Origin of the sequence: Paenarthrobacter sp. RAF54_2, assembly GCF_052113945.1 — a bacterium.
Classification (GTDB): Bacteria; Actinomycetota; Actinomycetes; order Actinomycetales; family Micrococcaceae; genus Arthrobacter.
Map to the genome: position 1 here is coordinate 132,141 of NZ_JBFRDV010000009.1, position 23,645 is coordinate 155,785.

Consider the following 23,645-nt stretch of genomic DNA (forward strand, 5'->3'; position numbering starts at 1 on the left):
TCTCACATAAGAGCGCGACGTCGGCACCCAGCCTTGGGTGCCGACGTCGAAGGCTTTCCTACCAATCCGTCCCAGCCGCGATGAACTTACCCGAACCCCGCGGGATGTGAGAGAAGGTCGCCCAAAAACCCGCGGGATGTGAGAGAACGTCGGGAGGGGTTAGCGCGCTGCCGCCGTTTCGGCTTCCGCCATCGCCTTCCATTCCGCCACGCGCGCCTGGTGCAGCGGTGATTTGCGGACCACGGCGTAAGCGATGCCAAGGATCGCGAACCAGATAGGCGTCACCAGCAAGGCCGTGAGCGTGTCCGGCTGCGTGGTGAGAGCCCAGACCAGGAAGGCGAAGAAGGCGAAAACAACCCACACCATCGGAATGCCGCCGGGCATCTTGAACGGCGACGCCGCGTGCTGCTCGGGACGGCGCTTGCGGTACACGAGGTAGCTGGCAAGGATGATGGACCAGACGAACATGAAGCAGACCGCGGACACCGTGGTCACCATGTCGAACGCCGCGCCGACGTCCTTGCCCGCGTAGAGGAGTACGACGCCGGCCAGCAGCAGGACGCAGGACAGGAACAGTGCGTTCTGGGGTACTTTGCGGCTGGAGAGCCGGCCGAAGACCTTGGGTGCGTCGCCATCGTTGGCCAGGCCGAACACCATGCGCGACGTCGAGTAGATGCCCGAGTTGGCCGAAGACATGGCCGATGTGAGCACCACGAGATTGACCACGGTTGCCGCCATGCCGAGGCCTGCCAGGGAGAACATGGCGATGAACGGGCTGTGTCCTGCCTTGAACTCGGTCCACGGGGTGACGGACATGAGGATGATGAGGGCGCCTACGTAGAAGAGCATGACACGCAGCGGGATGGCGTTGATGGCGCGGGGCAGGTTGTGCTCCGGGTTTTTGGTTTCTGCAGCGGCGGTGCCCACCAGCTCGATGCCCACGAATGCGAAGACAGCGATCTGGAAGCCGGCCACGAAGCCCATGAATTCCTTGGGGAAGAACCCGCCATGGCTCCAGAGGTTGGTGAAGCTGGCGGTGCCGGCGTTGGACTGGAAGCCGGTGAAGATCATGACCAGGCCAACGACGATCAGCGCGACGATTGCAACGATCTTGATGAGTGCGAACCAGAACTCGGTCTCGCCGAATGCCTTCACGGTGGGGAGGTTCAGGAGGAGCAGGATGATGATGGTCGCAATTCCCGGGACCCACAGCTGAACGCCTGGCCACAGCTCATTGGCATAGCCGGCAATGGCGATAACGTCCGCAACACCGGTGACCACCCAGCAGAACCAGTAGGTCCAGCCGGTGAAGAAGCCTGCCCACGGCCCAAGGAGGTCGCCGGCGAAGTCGCTGAAGGACTTGTAGTTCAGGTTGGACAACAGGAGTTGGCCCATGGCGCGCATGACGAAGAAGAGCATGAAGCCGATGATCATGTACACGAAAATCACGGAGGGCCCGGCCACGGAGATGGTTTTGCCCGAGCCCATGAAGAGGCCGGTTCCGATGGCCCCGCCGATGGCAAGGAGCTGGATGTGGCGGTTGCTGAGCGAGCGTGACAGGTGGGGCTCGCTGTCCCTGCTGGAGACGCCGGTCTGCGCCTGTGTTGTCTGATCGGACATTAGTTCAAGAACCCTTCGAAGAGCCCACCAAAATGGTGACGGCCGTTACAAATCTGTTTCGATAAAGCTATAGCTAATGTCTGACCAATGGCTAATCGGCTCTCACGGCGAAAGCTCCCCTGTGGAAAACGGGGGAGCTTAGGCCTGGTTCAAACGCCAAGTCCTTAGGCGATCTGCCGCCGATACGCTGCCGCCGCGAAAGCGTAGGCGAGCACGAGGATCCCCAGGCACCAGGCCAGTGCAACCCAGATGTCGCCGCCAACGGGGCGCTGTGCGAACAGATCCTGGATGGTGTTCACGATGGACGTGACGGGCTGGTTCTCGGCGAACCAGCGGACTGGTCCGGGCATGGTCTCCGTGGGGACAAAGGCCGAGCTGATGAATGGCAGGAAGATCAGCGGGTAGGAGAATCCGCCGGCGCCATCCACAGACTTCGCCGAGAGGCCGGCAATGATGGCGATCCACGTGAGTGCCAAGGTGAAGAGCGCCAGGATTCCTGCAACGGCCAGCCAGTCCAGCACGCTTGCCGAAGTCCGGAAGCCCATGAGGAGGGCTACGGCCACGATGATCACCAGCGAGAGCCCGTTGGCTACCAGTGAAGTCAGAACGTGGGCCCACAGAACCGAAGAGCGTGCGATCGGCATGGACTGGAAGCGCTCGAAGATGCCGCTCTGCATGTCCGTGAACAACCGGACTGCCGTATATGCAATGCCGGACGCGATGGCGATCAGCATGATGCCCGGCAAGAGGTAGTTCACGTAGTTGTCCGTATCAGTCCTGATCGCGCCGCCGAACACGTAAACGAACAACAACATGAGGGCGATTGGAGTGATCGCTGTGGTGATGATGGTGTCCACGCTGCGGAAGATGTGCCGCATTGAGCGGCCCAGCAGCACGGACGTGTCGGCGAAGAAGTGGGTGCTCATGACCTGTCCTTTACTGACTCGTTGTTACCAGTGCCAACCAAGGCCAGGAAGATGTCCTCCAGGCTCGGCTGCTTCTCGACATACTCGATCTTGGCTGGCGGCAGCAGTTGCTTGAGCTCGGCCAGGGTGCCGTTCGCAATAATGCGTCCTTCATGAAGGATCGCAATCCGATCCGCGAGTTGCTCAGCTTCATCCAGATACTGGGTGGTGAGCAGGACCGTGGTCCCTTGGTTCGCGAGGTTCTTGACGATATTCCACACCTCCAGGCGGGCTTCCGGGTCAAGGCCGGTGGTCGGTTCGTCCAGGAAGATCACCTTCGGGTTGCCGATCAGGCTCATGGCGATGTCCAGGCGGCGACGCATGCCGCCGGAGTATGTCGACACCTTGCGGGATCCTGCCTCAGTGAGGCTGAACTGAGCCAGCAACTCGTCGGCGATCATGCCTGGGTTTTTCAGGTGTCGCAGTTTCGCTACCAGGATCAGGTTCTCCTTGCCGGACAGCACCTCGTCCACTGCCGCGAACTGCCCGGTCAGGCTGATGGACTGCCTCACCTGAAGCGATTCGGTGGCAACGTCAAAACCCTCGACGGCGGCAGCGCCCGCGTCCGCTTTCAGCAGGGTGGACAGGATCTTCACCATGGTGGTCTTGCCCGCTCCGTTGGAGCCGAGGAGGGCGAAAATGCTGCCGGCCGCTACCTCAAAATCCACCCCGCGCAGAACATGGAGATCCTTGTACGACTTCTCGATGCCCTCTACCCGGATTGCCGTTGCGGTCATGATTCAGCCTCCTTAGCTTTATCGACAGCCTTCGTGAGGCGCTCGCGTTCCTTATCAATCCAGCGCTTCCCGCCGTAGGCCTGGGCAAAGGCCTCCGCGAATTCGATCGGATCTTCGCCCACGATCCCGCTCACCGGCGTTCCGTCGATGGCGGCACGTTCCCACAGGTCTGCGAGGTCCGTGAACATCTGCACCATGGTGTCCCCTTCGGTAACCCCGCCGTAGTACATGAGGTACCGATTGAACGCCGTGGCCACCGTGAGGTAGGGCTCAGGCAGGGCATCCAGCCGAGCCTTGGCCTGCTTGTACTGCTTCTTCTGCTCGAGCGAACCGGTCACCAGTTCGATCCATTTTGCTGCCATGTCAGTTTCCTTCCTTGCGGAGCTCTTCAAGCCGTTCGGACAAGAAGCTCCAGGTGTTCCAGAATTCGTCCAGTTCGTTTTTGCCCTGCGCGTTGAGCGTGTACACCTTGCGGGGTGGTCCCTTTTCGGACGGGCGCTTTTCGACGTCCACCAGCCCCTTTTGTTCGATCCTGACGAGCAGCGCGTACACAGTGCCCTCAGCGATCTCGGTGAAGCCCTGCTCCCGGAGCAGTGTGGTGATCTCGTATCCGTACGCTGCCTTTCCGGTCAGGAGGGCCAGCACAATGCCCTCCAATGTGCCTTTGAGCATCTCCGTCATCTGCTTGCCCATCGGACACCTCCTTCACTACTCAGTATTACTAGCTACCACTACATAGTAGAACTAGGTACCGGTACTTAGCAATACTGAGTTCTGAATGAAGTGGCATGCTGGGATGGTGACCACAGACCCTGCCGCCGCGCCCGCTTTGATGACTGCCGACGTCGACTCCGGAACCTTTAGTCTTCGACGCGCTACCAAGGCTGATTTGCCGCGAATCCTTGCGTTGCTGGTAGATGACCAGTTGGGCGCTACCCGCGAAAATCTGGACGACCTTGCTCCGTACGAGCGTGCTTTTGAAATGATCGACGGCGACCCCGCCCACCTTTTGGTGGTGGGCGAACTCGGCGGGGAGGTCGTTGCTACTTTCCAGCTCAGCTATCTGCCAGGCCTGTCGCGCAGGGGATCGTTGCGTGCCCAGATCGAGGCGGTCCGTGTGGACGATGCGCTCCGCGGGCAGGGGGTGGGCGCGCTCATGGTCCAGTGGGCGATCGATCAGGCGCGGGCGCGGGGATGCTCCCTGGTCCAGCTGACCACTGACAAGTCCCGCGCGGCTGCACATCGTTTCTATGAGCGATTGGGTTTTGTCGCTAGCCATGAGGGCATGAAGCTGAAGCTTTGACCCGCTTACGCTTGACTCTTAGGTCACCTAACTATTAGGCTACCTAAATATGACGAGCACTTCGGCTTCCGACCCCCGGCTTCTCCATATAGCGCAGCAATTCCGCGAATCACTGCGTCTGGGCGTGTACATGTTCCGCCGCCTGGATCCGGAAGGTGAACTCACCGCAGCGCAGCTCAGCCTGCTCTCGATGATTTCCGACGGCGGACTCCGCGTGGGAGACATCGCCAAGAACCTGGGGATCAAGGTCCCCAGCGCGACGGAGCAGATCATCAAACTCGAACGCTCAGGCCTCGTCAGCCGGCAGCCTGATGCCAACGACTCCCGCGCAGTCCAAGTGGTTATCACTAAAGCCGGGACCGCCGCCGTCGAATCTGCCAACCAGCGCCGAAACGCGATGGTGGCTGAATTGCTCCAGGAACTGAGCGGCGATGAAATCGAGCAACTCGCCGCGGCGCTCCCCATCATCAGCAAGCTCAACAGCTCATTCCAGAACTAACCAGAACCAAACGCACCGACAAGGAGCCCTTGAATGTCACGCCAACTGGCTGACGCTTCAAAAAGCGCCGAGACAACTACCGAAACCACCCTCGAAGCTGAAAAGGCTTCATTCCTCAAACAGCCGAAGGCCGTGTGGGCCACCGCGCTCGCAGCCGTATTCGCGTTCATGGGCATCGGACTCGTGGACCCGATTCTGCCGGCAATCGCCAAGAACCTGGACGCGTCCACCAGCGAAGTTTCCTTGCTCTTCACGAGTTACTTCCTGGTGACGGCGATCGCTATGCTGATCAGCGGCTTCGTGTCCTCGCGCATCGGCGGCAAGAAGACGCTACTGATCGGGCTGGCCGTGATCGTGGTGTTCGCATCGTTGTCCGGCTTGTCCGGCAGTGTTGAGCAGTTGGTGGGTTTCCGTGCTGGTTGGGGGTTGGGTAACGCCCTCTTTGTCGCGACCGCCCTGGCCGTGATCGTCGGTGTGGCCAGTGGTGGTACCGGAACGGCCATCATTCTTTACGAAGCGGCGCTCGGCCTGGGTATCTCGCTGGGCCCGCTTCTTGGGGCATTGTTGGGCGGCTGGCAGTGGCGGGCACCGTTCTTTGGAACCGCGGTCCTCATGGCTGCCGCTTTCATTGCACTGCTGGCTTTGCTTCCCAAGACGCCCGCTCCCGCCAGGAAGTCACGTCTGCGGGATCCGCTCCTTGCGCTGGGACACAAGGGCCTCAGTACGACGGCGGCAAGCGCCCTGTTCTACAACTACGGCTTCTTCACCATCCTCGCCTTCACGCCGTTCATCCTCGGAATGGACGCATACGGCATCGGGGGAGTGTTCTTCGGTTGGGGAGTTGCCGTCGCCGTGTTCTCGGTGTTCGTAGCTCCCGTGCTGCAGAAGCGTTTCGGTGCTGTAAAGGTCCTGACCGGCACCTTGGCCGCACTGATGCTCGACCTCCTTGGGCTGGGACTTGCTGCCGGGCACTCGGTGACTACCGTCGTCGTGCTTGTCATCGCGGCAGGTGCCCTGCTGGGCATCAACAATACGATTTACACCGAACTGGCCATGGGCGTCTCCGATTCTCCGCGACCCATCGCATCCGCCGGCTACAACTTTGTGCGGTGGATGGGTGGTGCGCTGGCTCCGTTCGCCGCCGCCCAGCTGGGCGAGCACTTTGGGCCGCAGGTGCCCTTCTTTGCCGGTGCTGTTGCCATGGTGATCGCGATTCTCATCGCCTTCGGAGGCCGCGGGTACCTGAGGTCGCACGAGCCGCACCTCGTGTAGCCGTCCCCTTAAACACAAAAAGCCCGACGGAATCCGTCGGGCTTTTTCGCGCTACTTGGGGTCGTTGGACGGGACCGGCAGCGGCGCCACCGGTGCGCCCTTGGGAACGAAGAGCGTCTCGGCCTGCTCCAGCGACATACCGTTCGTCTCGGGAACCTTGAACATCACAAAGAAGAACGACGCCGCAGCGAACGCCGCGTACAAGGCGTACGTCAGTGGCAGCGAACCCGCCGCCATGATGGGGAAGCTGAGGGTGATGGCAAAGTTGGCGATCCATTGCGCGGCCGCCGCCAGTCCGAGCGCGCGGGCTCGGATTCGGGACGGGAAGATCTCGCCAAGCAGCACCCACACGAGCGGCCCCCAGGAAGCACCGAAACTGATCACGAAGACGTTCGCCGCCACGAGGGCAACCGGGCCCCAAGCGCCGGGGAGGCTGATCTCGGAGCCCGAGCCGACAGCGGAGGAAAAGGCCAACGCCATGACGCCGAGCGAGACAGCCATGCCGATGGAGCCGGTCAGCAGGATGGGGCGGCGGCCAATGCGGTCCACCAGTGCTATGGCTACCAGAGTCACCAGAATGTTCGTGACGGACGTGGCGACCGAGATGGTCAGGGAGTCCTTCTCCTGGAATCCGACCGCTTTCCACAGCGTGGTGGAGTAATAGAAGATCACGTTGATGCCAACGAATTGCTGAAGCACCGACAGGATGATGCCGATCCAGACCACTGCCTGCAGGCCGAATGTCTTGCCCCGCAGCGAGCCCTTCTTGGTGGACAGTTGGTCCTGCTGGATGGATTCGCGGATATCGCGGATGTGCCGTTCCGTATCGTCGTTGGGGATGAGGGTATCGAAGATTTTTCGAGCTTGGTCTTCCCTGCCGTTGAGCACCAGGAAGTGTGGCGACTCGGGCAAGCGGAACGCGATCCAGCCATACACGGCGGCCGGCACGGCGCACGCGATGAACATCCAGCGCCAGGCTTCCATCCCGAGCCAGAACGTGCTGCCCGCGCTGCCGGCGGAGTTGGCCAGGACGGCGTCGGACAGCAGTGCAGCAAAAATACCGGTAGTGATGGCGAGCTGCTGAAGCGACGCCAAACGGCCACGCACGTGCCGCGGGGAAATCTCGGAAATGTAGGCCGGTGCGATGACTGAAGCAAGGCCGATGCCCAAGCCCCCAACCAAGCGCCAGAAAATTAGGTCCCACACACCAAACGCCAGCCCTGTACCTATGGAGCTCACCAGGAACAGGAGGGCACCGATCTTCATCGCCGGAATGCGGCCGTAACGGTCGGCGACCTTGCCAGCCAGATAGGCTCCCAGCGCGCATCCGAGCAAGGCGACGGCGACGGCAAAACCAGTGACGGCCTCGCTCATCAGGAATTCGTCCTTCATGGCATCCACGGCACCGTTAACCACGGAAGAATCGAAGCCGAACAGGAAGCCGCCCACCGCTCCAGCGACGGCCAGGCCGATCACTTTCCTGGACACTGGGGGCACGCCTACTGTGCTGGGATTGGACATGGGTCTCCCTTGGGAATGGTGGTGTGGGATTCACGGTGCGGACGTCGTCGGCTGTTCCGACGGGGACGCCGGTGCACACGCGCTACACAGTGTGGCACGCCCCATCCACCAAGTTCCAGTCAAGGCGATTCAGATGACGCCCATTCATTAAATGAACGCACCGATCCTGATTGGTGGGTGGGAGCGGGCTGAAGGCTCATGAGGTGACTGGGGAGGGCAAGAAAGTGCGCGTTTGGCGCCACTACTTGAACGCAAAGCACGACGGCGGCAGGTGCCTCGGGAGTCAAACGCACCTGGCGCCGTCGGCCGCTTACGAGAGTAAAGGCGCGACGCTAGGAGAGCTCCTTCAGTGCCTCCGCCAGAAGGCTGCCCGGCTTGCCGAGCCGTGCGTGGACGCCGTGCGAGGCCACCAGTTCTCCAGCAATGATGACCTCGGTGACGTCGCTGGCTGTTGCGCTGAATGCCATCTGCAAAGGACGGGACCCGGCGGTGCGGGTGGACGCCGAATCAATAACCATGAGATCGCACACGGCGCCGACCTCAAGAGCGGACGGGGCAATCGGCGTAGCCATGGACCGGGCTGCTCCCTCCGTGGCGGCCCGCAGAAGTTCCTGCGGTGAGAATCTGCCCCGCTGGCCTGTGCCCAACCGTTCCCCGTGTTCCAACATGCGCATTTCAGTCCAGGGATCGATCACTGCGTGCTGGTCCGTGCCCAGTGCAATGGCTGCTCCGGCGTCGGCAAGCTGACGCGCGGGACCTATTCCGTCTGCGAGGTCGGCTTCCGTGCTGGGGCACATCACCACAGTGGCGCCGGCATTTCCGAGCAGGGCGATGTCTTCCTGCGTCAGATGCGTGGAGTGGACAGTGGAGAGCCTGTTCGAGAGGAGGCCGTGGCGTTCCAAAAGGCCCGCCGGCGTGGTGCCGTACGCCTCCAGGCAGGCTTGGTTCTCGGCAGGCTGTTCACTGAGGTGGATGTGAAGGGGAATGTCTGCCGGGAGCTGCCTGGCCACAACTTTCAGATCCTCTTCGGGCACGGCCCGGACGGAGTGAAGGGCAGCTCCGACGCTGACAAGTTCCTGGGGAAATTGCTCGGCAATGACTGCCCGGAGGGAGCTCAATCGATCGAGCCAGGCGTGCACGTCCGCATCCCCGAACCTTGCCTGTTCCGGGTTGAGGGGCGTCCCGATTCCTCCGGCCAGATACAAGGTATCCAGGAGGGTGAGACGGATCCCGGCGGACATTGCCGCCCTGGCCAGCGCCAGCTCCATGGCATGGGGTTCCGCGTAGGGCGCGCCGTCGGGTTGGTGGTGGACGTAGTGGAATTCGGCCACGCTGCTGAAGCCAGTAACCACCATTTCAGCAAAGACCGCAGTGGCGAGCTTCTCGTATTTCTCCGGCGTCAGCTCCGACGCGCTCCGGTACATCTGCTCCCGCCACACCCAGAAATCTCCGCGGCCATCATGGGTTCGTCCGCGCAGGACTCGGTGGAAGGCGTGGGAGTGGGCGTTGGCAGCCGCCGGGAAGGTGATCCCGGTCAGCCTCGTGTCATCGGGTTGTGGTTCAGTCTCAGTTGTAATGCTGGAGATCCGGCCGCTGTGCGTTTCGATCCGCACTCCAGCGGCAGCCGCCAGCGCAGTAGTGTCTGTTTTGATGATGGCCGTTTCGCACCAAAACGCGTTCACAGGAGTCCCTCCAGAACATCCGCGAGGGCAACGGTGCCTGCCGATGCGTCTTCGTCGGCCACATATTCTTCGGGTGAGTGTGAGATCCCGCTGGGGTTGCGGACAAAGAGCATGGCCGACGGGACATATCCGGCCAAGACGCCGGCGTCGTGCCCCGCGCCGGTTGCCAGCACAGGAGCCCCGGGCACGAGCCCGCCGATGCGTTGACTCAGCCCCGGGTCAAAGTGGACGGTGCCGCTGTAGGACTCTTCCGTGAGGATTGCGGTGCACCCTTCGGCTGCGGCGACTTCCTGCGCCGTACTGTAGATGGCTTCGATGAGGTGGGCGGTCACGGCGTCGTCGGGGTGGCGGGCATCAAGCCACAGATCGACGCGCGAGGCGATCACGTTGGTGCCACCCGGGACTGGAGACAAGCGGCCGACCGTGGCGCGGGCATCCGGTTGCTTGGCGGCGGTGTCGCGGACAGCGAGGACGATCCGGGCGGCAGCAACCATCGGGTCGGCCCGGTCAGCCATGAGAGTGGTACCCGCATGGTTTCCTTGGCCACTGACGCTGATCTTCCAGCGTCCGTGACCCAGGATCGAACTTCCGACGGCGATAGCCGGTCCGTCTTGTCCCAGCCCCTTGCCTTGTTCCACGTGCAATTCAACGAAATCGCCGATCCGCGCTAAGGCCTTGGAATCAGGGCCAACGTGCCGGGGGTCGAGACCATTGTCCCGGGCGATGTCGGCGAAGGTGTTTCCGTCGGCGTCACGCAAGTTCAGTGCCTTGTTCACGTCAATGGCGCCGGTGAGGAGCCGGGAACCCAAGCAGGCCACGCCAAAGCGCGACCCTTCTTCTTCCGGGAAGACCGTGATGGCCAAAGAACGCGGCGGCTGAACTCCGCGGGATTTGAGGAGATCGACGGCGGCGAGCGCGGAAGCGACACCGAGGGGTCCATCGAAGGCGCCCCCACCGGGGACGGAATCGAGGTGGCTTCCGGTAACGAGGGCGCCATCCTGTGGCTCTCCCCACCAGGCCCAGATGATGCCGTTGCGATCTGTCTCGACGTCAAGGCCGCGTTGTTTGGCTTGCTCGATGAACCACTGCCTGAGATCGAGTTCGGGCGTTGAGTAGACGGCCCTGGAGTAGCCTCCGCGCACCGCATCGCGGCCCACATCCTGTATTGAGGCAAGGAGCTGATTGACGGTTTCCACGTGTTCCTCCGATTGATGAAGACTGCCACCAAGTAAAAACCAGATGCCACCACATGGCAAGGGCTCGCGCAACTATTAACAGGCCCGAAACATGCGAGTGCCTTAAAGGAGCAAGCCACGTCTCAAATCCCGGAATGTCAAGTAATCTGCAGCGAACCCTTGCCATTCGATGAAAATTGATTTTTACTTAGTGGCAAGACATGGTGATTTAGACCACTTGAAAGCAGGTCAGGCAGTGGCAGCAGATTCCTCCACCCGCACAGTCGAAAGGGCGTTGGCTCTCCTTAGCGCAGTCTGCACTGATGGCTCCATCAGCCTGAGTGACGCGGCGCGGGTGGTTGACCTTTCTGCCAGCACCGCGCTCCGCCTCCTTCGCACCCTGGAAGGCAGCGGCTTTGTGACACGCGATCCGGGCGGTAATTTTCGTCCGGGAGCCAGTGTCATCCAGCTGGGAGCCCTCGCCTTGGGACAGGAATCCCTGGTGTCGCTCTGCACACCGCACATGAAGCGGCTCGTCGCGGAAACCGGCGAGTCCTGCTATTTGAGCATTCCCGGTCCTGGGGAAACCGGGATCTACATTGCCATCGTCGAAGGTACCCGCTCTGTCCGGCACACCAGTTGGGTCGGCAGGAGCATTCCCTTGGAAGGGTCCGCCGCTGGCAAAGTCCTCACTGGCGGACAGAATGGCCGCGGTTACGCCATCGTGCGGAGCGGCGTTGAAGACGACATCACTGCGGTTGCCGCGCCCATCGTGATCGGTGGCCGAACCGTGGCAGCCCTCAGCATCGTCGTTCCCAGTTACCGCTTGGACGAGGCGAAGGCCAAGACATTTGGCGAGGAACTGGTGAAGGTAGCGGACAACATCCTCGTGGAACCCGACGGAAACCATGAAGTGCCCCAGGAAAGCATGGAAGAGAAATGATCAAATTTGAAAATGTCACCAAGGCGTACCCTGACGGTACTGTCGCCGTCGATGGCCTCAACCTGGAGGCCCCGACCGGAAAGCTGACCATCCTGGTGGGCCCGTCCGGCTGCGGCAAGACCACCTCGCTGAGGATGATCAACCGCCTCATTGAACCCACCAGCGGCACCATCTACCTGGATGACCAGCCCACGTCCGGCATGGACGCAGCGTTGCTCCGCCGCCGGATTGGCTACGTCATCCAGCACGCAGGGCTCTTCCCGCACAAGACCATCGTGGACAACGTCTCCACCATGCCCGTCCTCCTGGGCGAGAGCCGCCAGAAGGCGCGCACCAAGGCCCTGGAACTCATGGAGCGCGTGGGTTTGCCCGCGAGCTTCGCCAAGCGTTACCCCTGGCAGCTTTCCGGTGGCCAGCAGCAGCGCGTGGGCGTAGCCCGTGCACTGGCATCTGACCCGGCGTTCATGCTGATGGACGAGCCTTTCAGTGCCGTGGATCCTGTGGTGCGCGGGCAGCTCCAGGAGGAGTTCCTCCGCCTCCAGCGTGAGATCGGCAAGACCATCATCATGGTCACCCACGACATCGACGAAGCCCTCAAGCTCGGCGACCAGGTGGCCGTGATGCGCGTCGGCGGCAAGCTCGCCCAGATGGCAACGCCGTCGGAGCTTCTCACCTCGCCGGCCGATGAGTTCGTGGCTGACTTCGTGGGCCGTGACCGCGGTTATCGCTCCCTCGGCTTCACGAAGACCGCAGGCAGTGTGGCTATCGGTGAAGAAGCTGTGGTCCAGCTCGGTGCTTCCGGAGAAGAGGCCCGCGCCAAGGCGTCGGGTGCTTGGGTATTGGTAGTCGACGGCGGTCGGAAGCCTCTCGGATGGGCCCAGCCGGAGCTCCTGAACGGTGAGCTCAAGCGTGAAAACCTGAACCTCAGCGGTATCCCGGCAGCTGCCTCGGGAACGATGCGCCAATTGCTGGACGCCGCACTGTCCTCGCCCAGCCGCCGCGGTGTCGTCGTCAACGAGCACGGCGAGCTGATCGGAACCGTGACGGCCACCGACGTCGTCAAGGCCATCGAAGCTGAACCACACCTGGAGACGGCCCGATGAACTTTGAGTGGCTGGGCCGCCAGTTCGACAACATCGTTTTCCTGCTCGGCTGGCACGTCCTGCTGGCCGTCATCCCCTTGGTCCTTGGTCTGCTGATCGCCTTGCCGCTGGGCTGGTGGGCGCACCGGAGTCGTCGGATCTATCCGCTGCTGGTGGGCATCGCAGGGCTCCTCTACACCGTTCCCTCCCTGGCACTCTTCGTGCTCCTGCCACTCGTCCTCGGCACCAAGATCCTGGACCCGCTGAACATCGTGGCCGCGCTGACCATCTACACGGTGGCGCTCCTGGTGCGAGTCGTCGCAGATGCCCTGGATTCCGTCCCTGAAGACACCATCCAAGCTGCCAAGGCCATGGGATACCGCGGTTACCAGAGCCTGTTGAAGGTTGAGCTGCCGGTGGGCGTTCCCGTCATCTCCGCAGGCCTTCGCGTAGCCGCTGTGTCCAACGTCAGCCTGGTCTCCGTTGCCGCGCTGTTGGGTATCCCGCAGCTTGGCTCCCTGTTCACGCAGGGCTTCCAGCTCCGCTTCTTCACGCCGATCATCGCCGGCATCGTGCTCTGCGTGGTTCTGGCCATGATCCTGGACGGGCTGATCATCCTTCTCAACCGGTGGCTGACACCGTGGACCCCCAAGGTGGTGGCATCGTGAACTACTTGTTCGACCCCAAGCACTGGAGCGGCGCAGACGGCATCCCGACCTTGATCGGCGAGCACCTCCTGTACTCCCTGATCGCCCTGGCCATCGCTGCCGTTATCGCCATACCACTGGGCATCTACATCGGCGTAACCGGCAAGGGCGTGTTCATGATCGCCGGCCTGGCGAACGCGCTGCGTGCCCTGCCGAGCGTTGGCCTGCTGATCCTGCTGGTCCTGCTTATTTCACCAGCGTTCCCATCGAGGATGGGCTACATCCTGCCAAGCCTCATCGTGCTGGTACTCCTTGCGGTGCCGCCTATCCTGACCAACACCTACGCCGGCGTTCGCGCAGTGGATGCTGCCGCCGTCGACGCCGCAAAGGGCATGGGCTTCCGCACCATGAAGATCCTCACGGATGTCCAGCTGCCGTGCTCGCTTCCGCTGGTTTTGTCCGGTGTCCGCAGCGCCCTGCTGCAGATTATCTCGACGGCGACCATCGCAGCGTACATTTCGCTTGGCGGCCTGGGCCGTCTCCTGATCGACGGCAAGGCCCAAAATGACTACAGCCAAATGGTCGCCGGCGCTGTCCTCGTAGCTTTGCTGGCCCTGTTCTTCGACCAGCTTCTCGCTTTCATCACCCGTCGCGTTGTCTCACCCGGACTGACACGGCGAACCATCAAGTCGGTTCCAGTAGCCGAACCCGTGAAGACCCCCGTCACGGTCTAACCAACACCCGGCGCTGCTTCCGGCGCACAAGTTTCACCTCCACCCACCCCCACCTGGCTGCTGCATGCCTTGTAAGCGCCATTTCAGGAGAGTTGATATGAAGAAGTACTTGACCGGTTTCACCTTAGCCGCCGTTGCGGCCATCACCTTGAGTGCCTGCGGCGGCGGGGACCCCATGAGCGCATCCAACACTGCGGCAGCAGGAGGCTCCGGCGACAGCATCATTGTCGGTTCGGCTGACTTCCCCGAAAGCCAGTTGATCGCCAAGATCTACGCCGAGGCCCTCAAAGCCAAGGGCGTCAATGTCACCGAAAAGCCCAGCATTGGCAGCCGCGAAGTGACTGTGCCGGCTCTGAAGGACGGTTCCATTGACCTGATGCCGGAATACAGCGGATCACTTCTGCAATACCTGGATCCCACCACCAAGGCCTCCTCACCTGACGACGTCATCAAGGAGCTGGGCACCAAAATACCGTCGGGACTGACCCAGTTGACGGCGTCCAAAGCACAGGACAACGACGTCCTGGCAGTGAAGAAGGAAACTGCTGACAAGTACAATCTGAAGACCATCGAGGATCTGCAACCTGTAGCCAAGGAGCTCGTCCTGGGCGGCCCACCGGAGTGGAAGACTCGTGTGAACGGTGTGGCGGGGCTGAAATCGGTCTATGGATTGGACTTCCAGGACTTCTCAGCGCTCGACGCCGGTGGTCCACTCACGCTAAACGCGCTCCTTTCCGGTCAGGTCCAGGCAGCTGATCTCTTCAGCACGGACCCGGCAATAGCTGAGAATCATCTGGTCACCCTCGAGGACCCGAAGAACCTCTTCGTGGCCCAGAACGTCTTTCCCATCATTAACGAGAAGAAGTCCTCAGACACCGTCAAGAGTGTGCTTGACAAGGTTTCGGCGGCATTATCCACCGAGGACCTTATTGAGATGAACGGCAGGACTGCCAAATTTGAGGATATGGGACAGATTGCCAAGGAATGGCTCAAGAGCAAGAACCTGGGCTAAACACGCCGCCCCCGTGGTTGCGCTGTCTTGCAGGATTTTTAGGAGTAAAGAATGACTGCCGATTTCACTACTGGTGCCCGTCCGGTTAAGGCCGCGCGGGGTACTGAGCTTACTGCCAAGTCGTGGCAGACTGAGGCGCCGTTGCGTATGTTGATGAACAACCTGGATCCTGAGGTCGCTGAGCGTCCTGATGATTTGGTGGTTTACGGTGGCACGGGCCGTGCTGTGCGGTCCTGGGCTGCGTTTGATGCGATCACCCGGACCCTGGAGACGATGGAGAAGGACGAGACGCTGCTGGTGCAGTCGGGCAAGCCGGTGGGTGTGTTCCGCACCCATGAGTGGGCTCCGCGCGTCCTGTTGGCGAACTCGAACCTGGTGGGGGACTGGGCGACGTGGCCGGAGTTCCGTCGCTTGGAGGCCGAGGGCCTGATGATGTATGGGCAGATGACGGCCGGGTCCTGGATTTACATCGGCACGCAGGGCATCCTGCAGGGCACGTACGAGACGTTCGCCGCCGTCGGGAATAAGCTCGCTGCGGAGGGACGCCACCCGGCCCCCGCCGCTGCTGGTTCCACTGAAGGCCCCCTCGCTGGGACGCTGACGTTGACCGGTGGCTGTGGTGGCATGGGCGGTGCCCAGCCGCTGGCTGTAACCCTGAACGACGGCGCCTGCCTGATCGTGGACGTGGACGAGACCCGCCTGCGCCGCCGTGCGGGCAAGCGGTACCTGGACGAGGTCGAAACGGATCTGGATGCCGCGATCGCGAAGGTCCAGGCCGCCAAGGACGAGCGCCGTGGCTGGTCCGTGGGCTATGTGGGCAACGCCGCGGAAGTCTTCCCGGAACTGCTGGCCCGCCACAAGGCCGGGGAAGTGACCTTTGATGTGGTCACCGACCAGACCTCCGCGCACGACCCCTTGAGCTATCTGCCGGAGGGCATTACCGTGGCGGAGTGGCACACCGAGGCTGCTGCGGATCCGGAAGGCTTCACCAAGAAGGCCCAGGCCTCCATGGCCCGTCAGGTCCAGGCGATGGTGGAATTCCAGGACGCCGGGGCTGAGGTCTTCGATTACGGCAACTCGATCCGTGATGAGGCACGCAAGGGCGGCTACGACCGGGCGTTTGAGTTCCCCGGTTTCGTTCCGGCGTATATCCGTCCGTTGTTCTGCGAGGGCCTGGGCCCGTTCCGCTGGGTTGCCCTGTCCGGGGACCCGGAAGACATCGCCGTGACCGATGCAGCGATCAAGGAGCTCTTCCCGGAGAACACGCACCTGCACAAGTGGCTGGACGCCGCGGCGGACCGTGTGGAATTCGAAGGGCTGCCGGCGCGTATTTGCTGGCTCGGGTACGGCGAACGCGCCAAGGCCGGCCTGTTGTTCAACCAGCTGGTGAAGGAGGGCAAGGTCAAGGCCCCGATCGTGATCGGTCGTGACCACCTTGACTCCGGCTCGGTTGCGTCCCCGTACCGGGAGACTGAGGCCATGGCCGACGGCTCGGACGCGATTGCTGACTGGCCGTTGCTGAACGCCTTGCTGAACACCTCCTCCGGCGCTACCTGGGTCTCGATCCACCACGGCGGCGGCGTCGGTATCGGCCGGTCCCTGCACGCCGGGCAGGTTTCCGTCGCCGACGGAACCGACCTCGCCGCGGAGAAGCTCGAACGGCTCCTGACCAACGACCCCGGCATGGGCGTCATCCGCCACGTCGACGCCGGCTACGACCGCGCCGTCGAAGTCGCCAACGAACGCGGCGTCCGCATCCCCATGCTCCCCACGAGCCCCCTCACCTCGCAAGCTCGGTCAGGGAACCCTGCTCGCGTGGCCCCAGAATCGCAAGCAACAGAAAAGTAGCCCCACCCAAACCCAACTAGGTAGCAGCAGATGCCGTTTTGAGGGCTGAAAACGGCATCAACTGCTACCTGGTTGGGGATGCAGAAAGGATCATCATGATCGAGATCGACGGACGACGGCTTGGACTTGCCGAGATCGTGGCAATTGCAGTTGGCGGCGAGAAGGTGATCCTGGCTCAGTCGGCGATTGAACGCATGGGTGCCTCGCAACGCTCGGCCCGGGCAACGGCACAGGTACGGCCGGTTTATGGGCGCTCCACAGGTGTTGGGGCTAACCGCTCCGTGACCCTGGATACATCAGGCGCATCTGCCGACGAGCACGGACTCAACTTGCTTCGTAGCCATGCCGTGGATGCCGGACATGCCCTCGACCGCGAAACGGTGAGGGCCATGCTCGTGGTCAGAGCATCCCAGCTGGCGGCCGGGGCTTCCGGGATTAACCCGGCCCTTGCCGAGGCCGTCGTGCAGATGCTGAACGCAGATACCCTGCCGCAAGTGCGGGAATTCGGCGGTATTGGCACAGCAGACCTTCCTGCTCTGGCCGGAACGGCGCTAACTCTCCTGGGTGAGCGTCCCACGATCGATGGCACGCGCGTGCCAACGGCGTTGGATTCCTGGCCCACAGAAGACGCGCTTCCCTTCATCAGTTCCAGTGCCCTCACCATCGGGCAAGCCATCCTTGCGCACCAGAAGCTGCTCACGATGATGGAGAACCTGACCACCATCAGTGCTATGTCGTTCACGGCCATGTCCGGAAATCCGGAAGCGTTCAGCCCCGAAGTCGCAAAGGCCACTGAGTCGGGCGCCATGGCTGATGTCGCTGCAACCCTGCAGGAATTGGTGGCTGGATCCGGCAAGCCCGCAAGGATTCAAGATCCGTACTGTCTGCGCATGTTGCCGCACTCTCTGGGGGCGGTCATGGAGGAACTCGAGTCGCTGAGGATTACTCTGGAGCGCTTGGCTGTAGCGGGCCATGAGAACCCCATGGTCTTTGGCTCAGTGGAAGAGGGCACTAATGGTGTCGCACACCATGGCCTGTTCCATATGTCCACACTGGCCCGGCGCATCGACGCCCTGCAGTTGGCCGTTGGCGCAGCGTGTACCACGACACTTGGCCGGATCACCCGTCTTAGCGATCCCACTTTCACTGGTCTCCACCGATTCCTGGCAGGCAATGATGCGGGCCAGTCCGGTGTCATGATGTTGGAATACGTCGCCGCTGCAGCGGTAGGCCGTATTCGCGCCAACGCCCAGCCAGTAAGCCTGCAAACCGTGAACCTCTCCTTGGGCGCCGAGGAAGATGCAAGCTTCGCAACTCTGGGTGCTGCACAGCTGGAGTCCACAGCGCACGCGCTGGCCACGGTAGTCGGCGTCGAGCTTGTTTGTGCGTCACGGGCGCTTCGCGCGCAAGGCAGGCGTCCGGAGGAATTCAGTAGCCGCAGGCTCCGAGCCATGATGGAGGCTGGCTTCACCTTGCCATCCGACGTTCAGGACCGCGACTTGCGGCATGACCTTGAGCAGGCCCAGCGCCTTATCCGCGACTCGTACTGATCCACAGGCTCGGAACGACACCGACTTCGAATAACAATGGCCAAAGCAATAACGGCAGGCGGTCCGAGGACTGCCTGCCGTTATTGTTTTGGAGCGGTAGCGTCTAGTGGGCGGGGACGGATTCCTTGGCTGCTGCCTTCGGGTCCATGAGCTTCTTGTTAGGCAACGCGAAGCTGATGAGGAAGGCGACGAGCATCAGGCCAGCTGCCGTGAGCATCACAGTGTCAATTGACTGTGCGAAGCCCTCGGTGATGGGCCGGGTGAGTGTGCTGTTGGCTGCGTGAAGCCAGCTGGTGTCGTTCAGGGAATCGTTGTTTGCGCCATTCTTGAAGAAATCGAAGAGCTTCGCATTCGCGGGATCTGCCGCCACGGCCGGATCCTTCATGACCGCTTGGTAGTCCGGGCTGGAAGCAGCGGTCTTCATGCCATCGGCGATCTTGTCCGCGGCCAGGCTGAACAGCATGGAGATGAACACGGCCGTGCCCACAGCTCCACCCATGGAACGGAAGAATGCCGCCGTGGAGGTTCCGACGCCCATGTCCTTCGGCGGCACCGATACCTGCATGGCGAGTGTCAGCGGCTGCATGCAGAAGCCCAAGCCAACGCCGAAGAACACGGCAATGAGTCCGGGAACCCAGAGACCCGTGTCGACCCCCAGCACCAGGCCCATGACGAGTGCGGCTCCAGTCAGGATTGCCGTACCCAGGATGGGGAAGATCCGGTAAACGCCCGACGACGAGATGGTGCGCCCGGCGCTGATCGAACCGAACAGGATGCCCACGGTGAACGTGATCATCATGAGCCCGGCTTCGGTGGGGGTGAGGCCCTTCACCAGCTGCAAGTACATGGGCAGCATGGCGATGGCGCCAAACATGCCGATGCCGATGATGAAGTTCAGCAGGGATGACAAACCAAAGGTTGCGTTCTTAAACAGACGCAAGGGGATCAGCGCGTAGTCCCCGGCCCGCATTTCGGCGAACAAGAAGGCCACGATGCCAACGACGCCAAGGCCGTAGCAGATCCAGGATGAACCCGATGCCCAGCCCCAGGACCGGCCCTGCTCTGCGACAAGAAGAAGCGGAACGATAGCCAGGGTGATGGCTGCCGCGCCCCAATAGTCGATCTTTTGTTTCACGTGCCGTGCAGGGAGGTGAAGGAACATGAAGACCACGGTGAGTGCGGCCAGGCCAATGGGAAGGTTGATGAAGAATACCCAGCGCCAGCCGTCGAAGCCCAGGATGGTCGATGTTCCCGCGAAGGCGCCGCCGATGACGGGGCCAAGGACGGAGGAGATACCGAATACGGACATGAAGTAGCCCTGGTACTTGGCCCGGTCCTTCAAAGCAACGATGTCGCCGATGATGGTCAGTGCCAGCGCCAAAAGGCCACCTGCGCCAAGGCCCTGCACGCCACGGGCGATCGCAAGCTCCGTCATGGAATGGACAGACCCGGCATAGAGGGATCCGGCCAGGAAGATCAGGATGGCTGCCAGGTAGAGCGGACGGCGTCCGAAGATGTCGCTGAGCTTGCCGTAGAGCGGCGTACTCACAGTAGAAGTGATGAGGTACGCGGTAGTGGCCCATGCTTGGAGTGACAAGCCGTCGAGGTCGTTGGCGATGGTGTAGATGGACGTCGACACAATGGTCTGGTCCAGTGAGGACAGGAACATGCCGAGCATGAGTCCCACCATGACGGTGAGCGTCTGACGATGCGTCAGGACCTCGCCGGCGGCCCGGACGGGCGCAGATTTGGACATATCTTCTCCAGAGGTGGCAGAAAAGTGGATTTTAAGCAGGATAGTTGCTTTCAGTAACTATCCTAATGCCTGTTTGATTCCCGGAAGAAGAATGTTTCTTGAACAACCTTCGTAAGTCGGCCAGTCCCCGGGGTCAGCGCTCCACGAGAATGCCATCCGGATCGCTGTAGATCATTACACCGGGTTGGATCCTCACGCGGTCAATCACCAACTGGACATCAACCTCGCCTACACCCGTCTTGGCGCTCTTCTTCGGGTTGCTGCCCAGCGCCTTGATGCCCAGCGGCAGGCCCGCAAGGGCTTCTCGATCCCGGACGGCTCCGTTAATAATCACGCCAGCCCAGCCATTGGCCACAGCACTTTCAGCGATCATGTCTCCCATGAGGGCAGTCCTCAATGATCCTTGGCCATCAACCACCAGAACGGCTCCTTCGCCGGGCGTCCCAAGGACTGTCTTCACCAGGGCGTTGTCCTCGAAGCACCTGATGGTACGTACCTGTCCGCTGAAGTGGGTGTGACCGCCCAGGTTCTGGAATTGGACTGCAACTGATTCCAATTCCTCGCCCCGATCGTCATAGAGATCAGCCGTATTAATCTGCTCGCTCATGTCCTTCTCCTCCATACGTTTGAGGCCACACTAACGCGTGCGCCACGTGAGAGGCACGGCACGTCGTGGGCTATGTGGATAACTGAGGTGAACTTCGGTTCCATGCCCTTCACCCGCGCTAATCTGAATCCAGACGTTCAATCTAGGGGGAACCTGCCATGAGCCTGTCCGACCTTCCCGGTCCTGTGCCGGACCCCGCCGTAGTCCGGGGCGGCACGGCCACAGCTCTCGCCGAACCAGTGGACCGGGTCCGCGCCCTATGGATTACTGGCGTCGTGCTCATCAACGTGGGCATCAATGCGGCATTCTTCGGCCCCATCCAGGTTCTCCTCGGGCAGCAGGCGGTCCACTTTGACGAAGACCAAAAGGAAGCGATCCTCGCTCTGGTTACGGGCTGCGGCGCGGCGGTCTCCTTGGTGGCCAACCCCTTGTTCGGCGCTTTCAGTGACAGGACTGTGTCCCGTTTCGGACGTCGCGTTCCGTGGGTCCTCGTGGGAGCGATCCTAGGGGCAGTGGCACTCGTAGGACTGGCGGGAGCGCCGAACGTGGCCGTCATGACGGTGCTGTGGTGCTTCGTGCAGGCTGGATGCAACGGCGCTTACGCTGCCATCACGGCCGCGATTCCAGACCGCGTTCCAGTGCCCCAACGCGGCACTGTCGGAGGTTTGGCAGCCATGGGACAAACAGTTGGCGTCCTGGCAGGCGCGGTGATTGCCGCCGTCGTGGCTGGAAACTTTGCCGCAGGCTACCTGGTATGTGCGGCAGCGCTGCTGGCCGGCGTCGTGCTTTATCTGTTCAAGAATGACGACCAGCCGCTTCCAGCCCAGGCGCGTCCACCGTTCAGTCTTGTGCGTTTTTTCCAAGGCTTCTGGGTCTCCCCGAAACGCTACCCGGATTTCGCCTGGGCATGGCTCACGCGCTTGCTGGTGAATATTGGCAACCACATGGTCACGCTCTATCTGCTGTTCTTCCTCAGCGATGCCGTGCACGTGAAGGAAACCGAGGGCATCGAACCTGCATTCGGAGTGCTTATCCTGACCGGTCTGTATGCGGTCATGGTGATTATCACCAGCGTGATCGGCGGAACTTTGAGCGACCGGATGGGCAAGCGGAAGCCTTTGGTGATCGCGTCGTCCGTGATCATCGCTATAGCGTCATTGATCCTCGGGTTTGCACCGACGTGGGCCGGCGCCATTACGGGCGCCATTGTCCTGGGCATCGGTTTTGGCGCCTATCTGGCCGTGGATTTCGCACTGATCACTCAGGTCCTGCCAACGGCGCTGGACCGTGGCAGGGACCTGGGTGTGATCAATGTGGCGAACTCGCTGCCGCAGGTGGTTGCCCCGCTGATTGCTTTCCCGTTTGTCACGTACTGGGGCGGCTACGTCTCGCTGTATGTAGCCGCCGCAGTCATCGGATTGCTGGGCGCCGTGTTCGTGGTGAAGATTAAGAGCGTTGTCTAGAAGACGGCGGTGAAGCTACCCCAGCCCCAACCGACGACGGGTGAACCCTTCCACCGATAGCCGTAGATGCCGGAGTGGCGTATGCCCGAGGTATCGCCCAGATACATTGTCAGGCGGCCGGCACTGTCGATTCCGTAGACATCGGAGTCTCCGTCCCCGTTGAAATCACCGGCTACGCCGATGCGTGCCACTGATTCCCAGCCCCAGCCGATGGAGCCAGCAAAACCGCCAGGCAGGCCATATTCTTCGAACCACCCGTTTCGGCGCGTGGTTCGCACTTCCAGGTTTCCCCAGAAAGGGCGGGTGAGAACAACAAGGTCCGAAGTGCCAAGGAAATGTCCGGCACCGACGACATAGTAGCTTTCCCACCCCGGCCCGATCTTGTATGGGGAGAGCCATCCACCCCGGCCGTTCCCTGGATAGAGGAACAGATTGCCCGCGTTGTCCTTTGCCAGGATGTCGTTTGTACCGTCACCGTTGAAGTCGCCGGGCGCCACAAGGTCCTTGAATCCCTGCCATCCCTGGCCGATCTGGAAGGCCTTCTTCCACCCTCCAGAACCATTTCCTTGGTAGAGGAAGAGACGTCCCTGGGGGTCCCGGGCTATCACGTCGACTGTGCCGTCGCCGTCGAAATCACCGGGAGAGACCAACAGGTCGAAGTTGTTCCAACCCCGACCGATCACTTGGGTTGCCTGCCAATTGCCGTGCCCGTCCGTGGGGTAGAGCAACAAACGGCCGGAGGAGTCACGGGCGAAGATATCAAGTGTGCCGTCGCCATTGAATCCGCGGGCGCGCGCCGCCGCTGCAACCCGCAACGGGTTGGCCGCTTGGACCGTGAGTTGTGAGTCGGCGTCGTAGAGGATAGTAACGTTCGCAGCTATTACGCGTCCCAAGTCAGCTGATGTTGCGCGATACGTTAGGCCGCTTGCGCCAGGAATCACCACTCCATCCCTGGTCCAGGAGTAAGAAACGGATGGAGCCCCTCCCTCAGGTGAAACATGGGCAAACGTCTGCGAAATGTCCACCTTCAGCAAACCGCCGACTGTTGGATCGCCGCCCAGTTGGGGTGTGCCGTTGATATATACCAAGCGGGAAGGCACTCCAACTGCCGGTATGGAACCATGTGCAGGCAGGGCCGGGGCCACAAGAAGACCGGCCACCAGCGACGCGGTCAGAATTGACAGTAAACGGCGCAGCCGTGGCGCGACGTTGGGCGAAGGAGTACAGGG

Annotated in this window: 22 protein-coding genes; 11 read left to right on the forward strand and 11 right to left on the reverse strand. The window is 61.7% G+C overall.

Annotated elements, in window-relative coordinates; all coding sequences use genetic code 11:
- Positions 1–159: 159 nt before the first annotated feature.
- From cycA to AB4Y87_RS11590, 5 genes are all read right to left on the reverse strand, one after another.
- Positions 160–1,620, reverse strand: coding sequence for a D-serine/D-alanine/glycine transporter (gene cycA / locus AB4Y87_RS11570; protein WP_442004481.1), 1,461 nt, complete (start codon positions 1,618–1,620; stop codon positions 160–162).
- Between the two features lie 164 nt (positions 1,621–1,784).
- Positions 1,785–2,546 (reverse strand): ABC transporter permease, encoded by a 762-nt coding sequence (locus AB4Y87_RS11575; protein WP_442004482.1) that lies wholly within the window; start codon positions 2,544–2,546, stop codon positions 1,785–1,787.
- Positions 2,543–3,322 carry an ABC transporter ATP-binding protein gene (locus tag AB4Y87_RS11580; protein ID WP_442004483.1) on the reverse strand — a complete coding sequence of 260 codons (780 nt, stop codon included), beginning with the start codon at positions 3,320–3,322 and terminating at the stop codon, positions 2,543–2,545. The genes AB4Y87_RS11575 and AB4Y87_RS11580 overlap by 4 nt, the downstream gene beginning before the upstream one ends.
- Positions 3,319–3,684 carry a DUF1048 domain-containing protein gene (locus AB4Y87_RS11585; protein WP_442004484.1) on the reverse strand — a complete coding sequence of 122 codons (366 nt, stop codon included), beginning with the start codon at positions 3,682–3,684 and terminating at the stop codon, positions 3,319–3,321. Before AB4Y87_RS11585 ends, AB4Y87_RS11580 begins: the two co-directional genes overlap by 4 nt.
- Position 3,685: 1 nt before the next feature.
- Positions 3,686–4,015 (reverse strand): PadR family transcriptional regulator, encoded by a 330-nt coding sequence (locus tag AB4Y87_RS11590; RefSeq protein ID WP_431117042.1) that lies wholly within the window; start codon positions 4,013–4,015, stop codon positions 3,686–3,688.
- A gap of 103 nt (positions 4,016–4,118) precedes the next feature.
- Here AB4Y87_RS11590 and AB4Y87_RS11595 point away from each other — a divergent pair, with 103 nt between their 5' ends.
- From AB4Y87_RS11595 to AB4Y87_RS11605, 3 genes are read left to right on the forward strand one after another with little or no spacing between them, the layout of a single operon-like run.
- Positions 4,119–4,625, forward strand: a complete 507-nt coding sequence (locus tag AB4Y87_RS11595; protein ID WP_442004485.1) for a GNAT family N-acetyltransferase — start codon at positions 4,119–4,121, stop codon at positions 4,623–4,625.
- Between the two features lie 49 nt (positions 4,626–4,674).
- The gene (locus AB4Y87_RS11600; RefSeq protein WP_442004486.1) at positions 4,675–5,124 is read left to right on the forward strand and encodes a MarR family winged helix-turn-helix transcriptional regulator; all 450 of its coding nucleotides are present in this window, start codon (positions 4,675–4,677) and stop codon (positions 5,122–5,124) included.
- Positions 5,125–5,157: 33 nt separating this feature from the next.
- Positions 5,158–6,396: an MFS transporter gene (locus AB4Y87_RS11605; protein WP_442004487.1), complete on the forward strand. Its 1,239-nt coding sequence runs from the start codon at positions 5,158–5,160 to the stop codon at positions 6,394–6,396.
- Between the two features lie 51 nt (positions 6,397–6,447).
- On the opposite strand, the gene AB4Y87_RS11610 is transcribed toward AB4Y87_RS11605, so the two are convergent.
- The 3 genes from AB4Y87_RS11610 to AB4Y87_RS11620 form a co-directional block, all read right to left on the reverse strand.
- Positions 6,448–7,917, reverse strand: coding sequence for a sugar porter family MFS transporter (locus AB4Y87_RS11610; RefSeq protein WP_442004488.1), 1,470 nt, complete (start codon positions 7,915–7,917; stop codon positions 6,448–6,450).
- A gap of 332 nt (positions 7,918–8,249) precedes the next feature.
- Positions 8,250–9,599 carry a formimidoylglutamate deiminase gene (locus AB4Y87_RS11615; protein ID WP_442004489.1) on the reverse strand — a complete coding sequence of 450 codons (1,350 nt, stop codon included), beginning with the start codon at positions 9,597–9,599 and terminating at the stop codon, positions 8,250–8,252.
- Positions 9,596–10,795 (reverse strand): allantoate amidohydrolase, encoded by a 1,200-nt coding sequence (locus AB4Y87_RS11620; protein WP_442004490.1) that lies wholly within the window; start codon positions 10,793–10,795, stop codon positions 9,596–9,598. The genes AB4Y87_RS11615 and AB4Y87_RS11620 overlap by 4 nt, the downstream gene beginning before the upstream one ends.
- Before the next feature lie 190 nt (positions 10,796–10,985).
- Here AB4Y87_RS11620 and AB4Y87_RS11625 point away from each other — a divergent pair, with 190 nt between their 5' ends.
- From AB4Y87_RS11625 to AB4Y87_RS11655, 7 genes are all read left to right on the forward strand, one after another.
- Positions 10,986–11,717, forward strand: coding sequence for an IclR family transcriptional regulator (locus tag AB4Y87_RS11625; RefSeq protein ID WP_442004523.1), 732 nt, complete (start codon positions 10,986–10,988; stop codon positions 11,715–11,717).
- On the forward strand, positions 11,714–12,820 hold the full coding sequence (locus AB4Y87_RS11630; protein ID WP_442004491.1) for an ATP-binding cassette domain-containing protein: 1,107 nt from the start codon (positions 11,714–11,716) through the stop codon (positions 12,818–12,820). Before AB4Y87_RS11625 ends, AB4Y87_RS11630 begins: the two co-directional genes overlap by 4 nt.
- Entirely contained in the window at positions 12,817–13,467 is a 651-nt protein-coding gene (locus AB4Y87_RS11635) for an ABC transporter permease (RefSeq protein ID WP_442004492.1), read from the forward strand. Before AB4Y87_RS11630 ends, AB4Y87_RS11635 begins: the two co-directional genes overlap by 4 nt.
- A complete protein-coding gene (locus AB4Y87_RS11640) occupies positions 13,428–14,180 on the forward strand; it encodes an ABC transporter permease (protein WP_442004493.1) in 753 nt (250 codons plus the stop codon). Before AB4Y87_RS11635 ends, AB4Y87_RS11640 begins: the two co-directional genes overlap by 40 nt.
- Positions 14,181–14,277: 97 nt before the next feature.
- Entirely contained in the window at positions 14,278–15,192 is a 915-nt protein-coding gene (locus tag AB4Y87_RS11645; RefSeq protein ID WP_442004494.1) for a glycine betaine ABC transporter substrate-binding protein, read from the forward strand.
- A 51-nt stretch (positions 15,193–15,243) separates the two neighbouring features.
- Positions 15,244–17,040: a urocanate hydratase gene (locus AB4Y87_RS11650; RefSeq protein ID WP_442004495.1), complete on the forward strand. Its 1,797-nt coding sequence runs from the start codon at positions 15,244–15,246 to the stop codon at positions 17,038–17,040.
- A 95-nt stretch (positions 17,041–17,135) separates the two neighbouring features.
- Entirely contained in the window at positions 17,136–18,590 is a 1,455-nt protein-coding gene (locus AB4Y87_RS11655) for an aromatic amino acid ammonia-lyase (protein WP_442004496.1), read from the forward strand.
- Positions 18,591–18,693: 103 nt separating this feature from the next.
- On the opposite strand, the gene AB4Y87_RS11660 is transcribed toward AB4Y87_RS11655, so the two are convergent.
- Together AB4Y87_RS11660 and rraA are read right to left on the reverse strand one after the other, a co-directional pair.
- Complete coding sequence (locus tag AB4Y87_RS11660; RefSeq protein ID WP_442004497.1) at positions 18,694–20,346, reverse strand: MDR family MFS transporter; 1,653 nt, start codon at positions 20,344–20,346, stop codon at positions 18,694–18,696.
- A 133-nt stretch (positions 20,347–20,479) separates the two neighbouring features.
- Complete coding sequence (gene rraA, locus AB4Y87_RS11665) at positions 20,480–20,953, reverse strand: ribonuclease E activity regulator RraA (RefSeq protein ID WP_442004498.1); 474 nt, start codon at positions 20,951–20,953, stop codon at positions 20,480–20,482.
- Between the two features lie 158 nt (positions 20,954–21,111).
- Between rraA and AB4Y87_RS11670 the strand changes: the two genes are divergently transcribed.
- On the forward strand, positions 21,112–22,416 hold the full coding sequence (locus tag AB4Y87_RS11670) for an MFS transporter (protein ID WP_442004499.1): 1,305 nt from the start codon (positions 21,112–21,114) through the stop codon (positions 22,414–22,416).
- Here AB4Y87_RS11670 and AB4Y87_RS11675 read toward each other — a convergent pair.
- Positions 22,413–23,504, reverse strand: coding sequence for an FG-GAP-like repeat-containing protein (locus AB4Y87_RS11675; protein WP_442004500.1), 1,092 nt, complete (start codon positions 23,502–23,504; stop codon positions 22,413–22,415). The genes AB4Y87_RS11670 and AB4Y87_RS11675 overlap by 4 nt on opposite strands.
- Positions 23,505–23,645: the final 141 nt, after the last annotated feature.